Here is a 6,917-nt window from a genome sequence, read left to right on the forward strand (position 1 = left end):
CTACGCGAAGATGCTCCGTGGCAGAGCGCGGCAACCTGCGAGGCGAACTCGCCCGCTCCGCGTACGCGGAGATGTTCCGATCAAACCGGCCTGGCAGTTGATTCGGGTCGGATCCGCTCCGCGTACGCGGAGATATTCCGTGGGCCAGCTCGACCGCGCTCGCGCGGCCACCGGTTCGCTCCGCGTACGCGGAGATGCTCCGCAGACGAACTACACCTTCGGGCTGACCCGGATGTCCGCTCCGCGCACGCGGAAATGTTCCGTCGTAGCCCTCCTCCGCCTGCTCTTCCGTCGGGTTTGCTCCGCGCACGCGGAGATACTCCGTGGGGGCGACCTACATCGGTTGGACGGACGCCGCCGTCCGCTCCGCGTACGCGGAGGTGCACCGCCGGTCTTCTCCTGGCCCGTGTACAGGCGCAGGTCCGCTCCGCGTACGCGGAGATGCCCCGAAGCGTGAGCCCGTACGGGCCGAGCTGGTCGAGTCAGCTCCCCATAAGAGGAGATGCTCCGACCATTGCGAGCCTGCTCGCTTTCGTCATCGCGTCAGCTTCGCGTACGCGGAGGTGCTCCGTCCATAAGGTTGTCGAAGACCATCACCCCCGTGTTCGCTCCGCGTACGTGGAGATGCTCCGACCGGGATCGTGGACTCGACCAACCTGGTTATGCCCGCTCCGCGTATGTGGAGATGTTCCGTACCGGACAAAAGTTCAGCACACAGATCCTGGGTCCGCTCCCAGGGCTTCGGCGTAGTCGCTTGACGTCCGGTTCGTGATGATCTGCCGGTTCGGCGGGATTCCGGGAACGTGACAGGCACGGACTTCCAAGATCATGGAGTTCTCGACGCTCTGTGATCCGGGTGGAAGACCGTGCCTGCCGACGCATCATTGCCGATCCCGCCTGCCTTTGACCAACTCCGCCAGCAGCCCCAGGCCGTTCCCGGGGAGATCCCGGGCCTGCTGGAGCGACTGCACGAGGTGCCCGACCCGCGAGATCCGCGCGGTGTACGGCATGCTCTGGTCGTCGTGCTCGCGCTGACCGCGTGCGCGGTTTTGGCCGGAGCAACCTCCCTGCTCGCAGTCGGCGAGTGGATCGCTGACGCTCCGCCCTCTGTCCTGGAACACCTTGGCATACGACCTGATCTTGTTCTTTATCTACCAGGATCTTCCAGGCTTGCCGATGGCCTTGAGTGTCTCGGGGCGTTTGACGGTCTTGCCGACGTCGTAGCGGGGTGCCCGGTGTTTGTTCTTGGCGCCGGGTGGTCGTCCGGGGCCGGTGCCGCGGGGTTTGGGAACACGGGTCGGGCAGGTGAGGTGAGCGCGGATGTTCCGGAACCCCCGGCGGACCCGGGCCGGGGTGAGCCGGCTGGAGGCGGTGGGTTTCTCCCAGGGCCGGCGAAGGTCCGCGGCGAGAGGCCGGGCGAGCCGGAGCTGGGTGTGAGCGACGATCAGGATCCAGGTCCAGCGGTCCGCTGCCTGCGGGGTACGGAGTTTCGGGGTGGTCCAGCCGAGGGTCTGCTTCGCGAAGCGGAAGGTGTGCTCCAGATCGAAGCGGCGGAGAAAAGCCTGCCAAAAACGGTCCACATCGTCCGGGGTGGCACCGGCCTTCGAGGACCATAACCACACCGGCGGAGCGTCCCGGTCCTTCGACAGATGCTCGACCTTCAGGCGGATCAACGTGCCCTCGACCAAGGGGAGTTCACCGTCGTGGTCGAGCCACGAGGAGCGGTGGGTGAGCCGGGGGTGGACCCGGTCCCACGCCTGCGTTTCGGCCTTGCCGTAGTTGGTCGTGTCCGTGACCGTGGTGATCGCGGGCTCGGGCCAGGTCTCCGGCTTGGTGAAACGGAACTCCGGGCCGTGCTTGGGCGGCCGGCCGTTCGTCCCCGGCTGGCGGGGCGGCTTCGGCAGCCGCATGACGCGGTCGGACCGGACCCTGCCGACCAGCTCGACGGGCAGGTCACGCAGGACCCACGCCAGGCGGGTGACGTCATAACCGGCGTCGCTGACGATCACGATATGCGGGTCCCCGGTCTGCCACTGCCCCGAGGCAATCAGCCGCTCCACGACACTCCGCAGCTGGGCGGCGGTGATCGCGGTCGCGTCGTCCGCCGGGCCGAGCCGCACCGCGTCCAGAATCGCGGTCCAGGACGTGGCGCCCGGCTCCAGCACGGCCACGAAGGAGTAGGGCCAGCCCGGAATGAACTGCGATGCCGTCTTCGCCCGGCCGTAGACGTGGCAGAACAGGCGCTCCGCCGAGCACGGTGCGTCCGAACGAAGCCAGGGCGACACGTCGACCGCCAGGACCAAGCGCCCGCCATCGAAACGCGGCAGTGGCAGCCCGGCCAGCACTGTCCGCAGCCGGCCGGTGTCGAGCCGGCCGTGGTTCAGGCCGCCGTACATCGCGCCGTGCCCACGACGATGCTCGGGCAGCAATGTCAGGTCCACCGGGGACCTCACCGCACCGTCCGCACACAGCACCGCGTCCGCCAGCTCGAACAACTCATCGCGCCGAGCGGTCAGACACTCGTAGAACTCGCCCCGGAAGCGTGACGCCTCCGCGAACGCTTCCCTCCGGACAGCATCAGGCAGCAGACTCACCCTCACGGCCTTCGTCTTGGTCACGTGCACCTTGGTCGGAGCACATGATCAGACGAAGGCCGCCCCTGCGTCCGGAGAATCCCCAGGTGAGCGACTCAGTTCGAGACACCGTTCGAGGCCGGTAGATAAAGAACAAGCTGATCCGCTGTTCCCGAAGCGGTGCCGCCGAGTAGCCGGGGGGAATCTCACCCCCCGGCCCTCACAGAACCGTGCTTAACAGTCTCCCGTTACACGGCTCTTGTCGTCCTGATCGTCAGACCAACACGGCACTCTGGGACGGAGAGAGGCGCCAGTGCGCGAACATGCGGGGGTATCGCCGAGCGATCTCCTGCAACTTCGCAAGCGCCTTCCGCTTGGCCGCGAGCCGTTTGTACTTCTTGCGGATCCAGCGCAACAGGTAGGTGTTGATGCGCGCCAAAAGAGGGATCAGCTCCCAGGGCCGGAACCGGCCGTAGTAGTTGATCCAGCCCGCAACCTTGGGATTTACCCTGCGAGCGAGCTCCTGGAAGGTCAGATCGGTGCGGGTGTGAAGGTGCCAGCCCCGCACCTCCCTGCTGATCTTCTTCAGGGCGTCCTTGCTGATCGCCGGTTCGAAGGACAGGAAGAGGTTCCCGTGCCGACTCCGGTTCTTCCTGGCGCGGAACGTGTACCCGAGGAAGGTGAACGCCGTGTGCTCGTAGGAGCCCGGGCGCAATCCGTCCTTGCAGTAGACGATCCGGGTCTTGGCCGGGTGCAGGCGCAACCCGACCTCGGCCATCCTGTCCGCGAGCGCGGCCAGCACCTGGCGGGCCTGGCGCTCGGTGACGCAGTGCAGCACCGCGTCGTCCGCATAGCGTTCGAACCAGACGGACGAGAACTCCCGGTCCATCCAGGCATCGAACGCGTAGTGCAGGAACAGGTTCGCCAGGACGGGAGACACCGGGGCCCCTTGCGGGGTCCCGCGTTCCCGTTCCAGCAGGGAACCGTCGGGCATGGCGAGCGGCGCTTCGAGCCACCGCCGTACATACAAGTTCACCCAGACGGCGTCGGTGTGCGCTTCCACCGCCTTGACCAGCAGGTCCCAGGGCACGCTGTCGAAGAACTGGGCGATGTCGAACTCCACCACCCAATTCCGCTTCCAGCAGCGCTCCCGGCACCGTTCCACTGCGTCCAAAGCGGACCGTCCCGGCCGGTATCCGTAGCTGTCCGGATGGAAAACAGGTTCCACCCTTCGCATCAGATGCCGTGCCACCACGGTCTGGGCCACACGGTCGGCGACAGCGGGAATGCCAAGCATTCTCGTGCCCCCACCATGCGGCTTGGGAATGGCCACCGCACGCACCGGCGGCGGGAAGTAGGAGCCCGACGACATTCGGTTCCAGACCTTGTAAAGGTTGCTCTTCAGGTCTTTCTCGAAGTCTTCAATACTCCGTCCGTCCACGCCTGGTGCGCCTTTATTTGCCCTGACTTCCTCCCACGCCTCCTTGACTTCCCACTTCGAGATATCAAACGGTTTGGTCGATGACTTCAACTGGCCCATCGCACTCCTCCCGGACACCGTCCGGTTGATGTGATCAACTCAGCCACGAACGACCCGACCCCTTCGCTCCGCCCCCATTACAGGGGCCTCAGCGCTACTACGAGCCGGTCCGCCGGCGTGCTCTGCCTCGGTACTCAACCCCTCACAGTTGCGTCTGCTCGGGGCACTCCCTCTCGCCGCCGCAGTGCGGCGGGCAGCACCAGAGCGCGCCTTCTCCTGTTCCGTGCGAAAGCCGCAGACCGGGCTCACGTCGCCTGCATGCCGGACACCGCCTGGCCAATAAGCGGGCACCCGCCAGGCTCAGAAGCCGTATCTCAACCGAACGTGATCGTTTGATTTCCGCTGGTCAGGCATTGTTTCGGTCGGAGTGAGGGAGAGTCCCGACGTTCTGTTCCGCTGGTTCGGTGAGGGGTGTGCGGTGGCGTCGATTCCGGGGTTGCTGGAGGCGCGGGAATCGGCTGCTCGCGAGCGGGTCGAGGATCTGCGGGAGGCGGCGGCCCGGGCGGCTGCGGCGCTGGAGGCTGGAGGCTGGAGAGATCGAGCTGGACCGGCGGGTGATCGCGCGGGAGGAACTCGTCGAGGCCCTGGCCGTGTCCGCTGCCGGGACCACCGCCCTGACCGAGGCGGAGACGGAAGCGGAATCAGTGCCCGCTTCCGCGCCGTTGCCGGGAACGACAGTGCCGTCCTGGCGGGAAGGTCTGCCGGCGACGGCTCTCTCGCCGGACTACCAGCGGATCCTGGGCATGCTGGCGGACCGGCCGGGTCGGGAGCCGGTGAAGGCCAAGGAAATTGCGGTGGTGCTGGGGCTGGAGCCGACGCCGGCGAAGGTGGAGGGCGTGCGGTCGAAGGCGAGGCGACCGGCGGAGCGCGGGTGGCTGGTCCAGGAGGCGTCGGGGATGTTCAGCGCCGTCCGCGGGCCCGTGGCCGGGCCAGGCGGCGGCTCATCCGCGTGATCATCGACCACTGGATCATGGCCTCGCTGGTGGCGGTCAGGGTTTCGTAGTCACGGGCCAGACGGCGCGAATGCATCAGCCACGCGAACGTGCGCTCCACCACCCACCTGCGGGGCAGCACCACGAAGCCTTCCATGGCGTCGGTGCGTTTGACGACCTCCAGAGTGAGCGCGAGTTCCTGACGGCACCAGGAGACAAGGCCGCCGGTGTAACCGCCGTCGGCCCAGACCAGGGTGATCTCCCGGTGCAGTGACCGCAGCCGCTCCAGCAGTGGCACGGCCGCATCCCGGTCTCCCATGTTCGCGGCCGTCACCGCGACGACCAGCAGCAGGCCGAGCGTGTCGGTCACGATGTGCCGTTTGCGGCCCGGCACCTTCTTCCCGCCGTCGTACCCGCTCGAGGAAACCGGCACCGAGGCGGAGGCCCGCACCGACTGCGCGTCGATGATCCCCGCCGAAGGCTCCGCCTCCCGGCCCTCGCGCTCACGGACTCTCCCGCGCAGCCGGTCGTGGAACTCCGCGACCAGCCCGTGCTCCCGCCACCGGCGGAAGAAGGCATAGACCCGGCCCCAGGCCGGGAAGTCCGCGGGCATCGCACGCCAGGAAATCCCGCCCGCGACCAGGTAGCGGATCGCGTCGATCATCCAGCGGTGGCAGTAGCCCTCGGGCTGCCCGCCCTTGCCCTCCATCCAGGCCGGAGCCGGCAGCAACGGACGCACCGCCGCCCACTCCGCATCCGTCATGTCCGAGGGATACCGGCGCACCCGATCAGGGTGATCAGCCGCGTTCCCGTACACGTGCGCGAGGCAATCACACGATGGAGGGGACGAGTTGAAGGCAACGGGGTCGGGCGCGTACAACTGCGACAACAGGGCCTCCTGGAACCGCTCGGATGGGATCGCACCCCCGAGCTACCAAGAGGCCCTGCCTTCATGCCCCGCCCACCAAAAGATCACCCGACCAGGAACCCTGTTCGACCCGCACGTTCCAACACCGGTTGAGAAACGGCTTGTCATCCCAGAGTTCAGGTAACACCCCGGTTTTGATGTCGTCTGTTTTCCTTGCGACACGTCAGCAGCGATTCACTTACGTTCGTCTTCCCGGTCCCCACCTGACGCCTCTTACGACGCCTTTTCCTCATCGCTCACCACGACGGTCTTCAGCCAACGCAGCATGAGGCGGTTTGAAGCCTCCCCCCACAGGGCGACTCCGAAGGGCCACAAATCCTTCATCTTTCGCACAGCATCGCTATTGGAAGCTGTCCTACTACCAACTCCTTCTCGCGTTCAGGACGCAATGCCTGCGGAAACGACGGTACGGCGGCTGCTGGGCCGCATCGACGGCGACGCGTTGGACCAGGCGGTGGGTCACTGGCTGGCCGACCGGCGCACCGGCACCGACGGTCAATTGCGCGGTCTGGCGGTCGACGGCAAGAGCCTGCGCGGAGCGGCCAGGTCCAGGGGGCGGAAGATCCACCTGCTCGCCGCATGCGACCACGTCCGCGGCCTGGTCCTGGCCCAGCTCGACGTGGGCGAGAAGACCAACGAGATCACCTGCTTCCAGCCGCTGCTCGAGACCATCGCCGACCTGGCGGGCGTGGTCGTGACCAGCGACGCGATGCACACCCAGCGCGAGCACGCTCAGTACCTGCTCGGCCGGGACGCGCACTACATCGTGATCGTGAAAGGTAACCAGAAGAAGCTCCGCAAGCAGCTCAAGTCCCTTCCGTGGAAGCAGATTCCGCTGCAGTCACGCACCCGCGACGCCGGACACGGCCGGGGCGAGATCCGCCGGACCAAGGTCTGCACGGTGAACAACCTGCTCTTCCCTGGGGCCCGCCAGGCCGTCCAGC

General features: G+C 66.9%; 6 protein-coding genes and 1 pseudogene. 3 read left to right on the forward strand and 4 right to left on the reverse strand.

What is annotated here, in order from left to right; all coding sequences use genetic code 11:
- Positions 1-881: 881 nt before the first annotated feature.
- Positions 882-1,010, reverse strand: a complete 129-nt coding sequence (locus ACZ7IB_RS33740; protein WP_266798146.1) for a hypothetical protein — start codon at positions 1,008-1,010, stop codon at positions 882-884.
- On the opposite strand from ACZ7IB_RS33740, the pseudogene ACZ7IB_RS33745 reads away from it, so the two are divergent.
- A pseudogene (locus ACZ7IB_RS33745) lies at positions 975-1,070 on the forward strand (transposase family protein); the annotation flags it as partial. The gene ACZ7IB_RS33740 and the pseudogene ACZ7IB_RS33745 sit on opposite strands and share 36 nt — an antisense overlap.
- Positions 1,071-1,151: 81 nt before the next feature.
- Here the strand turns inward: ACZ7IB_RS33745 and ACZ7IB_RS33750 are convergent.
- Positions 1,152-2,594: an NF041680 family putative transposase gene (locus ACZ7IB_RS33750; protein WP_470917815.1), complete on the reverse strand. Its 1,443-nt coding sequence runs from the start codon at positions 2,592-2,594 to the stop codon at positions 1,152-1,154.
- Positions 2,595-2,847: 253 nt separating this feature from the next.
- Positions 2,848-4,113 carry a group II intron reverse transcriptase/maturase gene (gene ltrA, locus ACZ7IB_RS33755; protein WP_266795125.1) on the reverse strand — a complete coding sequence of 422 codons (1,266 nt, stop codon included), beginning with the start codon at positions 4,111-4,113 and terminating at the stop codon, positions 2,848-2,850.
- Positions 4,114-4,667: 554 nt separating this feature from the next.
- Between ltrA and ACZ7IB_RS33760 the strand changes: the two genes are divergently transcribed.
- A complete protein-coding gene (locus ACZ7IB_RS33760) occupies positions 4,668-5,066 on the forward strand; it encodes a hypothetical protein (protein ID WP_470917801.1) in 399 nt (132 codons plus the stop codon).
- Here ACZ7IB_RS33760 and ACZ7IB_RS33765 read toward each other — a convergent pair.
- On the reverse strand, positions 5,014-5,808 hold the full coding sequence (locus ACZ7IB_RS33765; RefSeq protein WP_470917803.1) for an IS5 family transposase: 795 nt from the start codon (positions 5,806-5,808) through the stop codon (positions 5,014-5,016). The genes ACZ7IB_RS33760 and ACZ7IB_RS33765 overlap by 53 nt on opposite strands.
- Positions 5,809-6,361: 553 nt before the next feature.
- Here ACZ7IB_RS33765 and ACZ7IB_RS33770 point away from each other — a divergent pair.
- A partial coding sequence (locus tag ACZ7IB_RS33770) for an ISAs1 family transposase (protein ID WP_470917805.1) occupies positions 6,362-6,917 on the forward strand: 556 nt, incomplete at its 3' end.

The sequence above is a fragment of the Streptomyces sp. NPDC037301 genome, from assembly GCF_055602785.1.

Bases quoted from the DNA above. Each gene is read 5' to 3' on its own strand.
- ACZ7IB_RS33740 (WP_266798146.1), bottom strand. From the start codon at position 1,010: ATGCCGTACACCGCGCGGATCTCGCGGGTCGGGCACCTCGTGCAGTCG.
- ltrA (WP_266795125.1), bottom strand. From the start codon at position 4,113: ATGGGCCAGTTGAAGTCATCGACCAAACCGTTTGATATCTCGAAGTGG.
- ACZ7IB_RS33765 (WP_470917803.1), bottom strand. From the start codon at position 5,808: ATGACGGATGCGGAGTGGGCGGCGGTGCGTCCGTTGCTGCCGGCTCCG.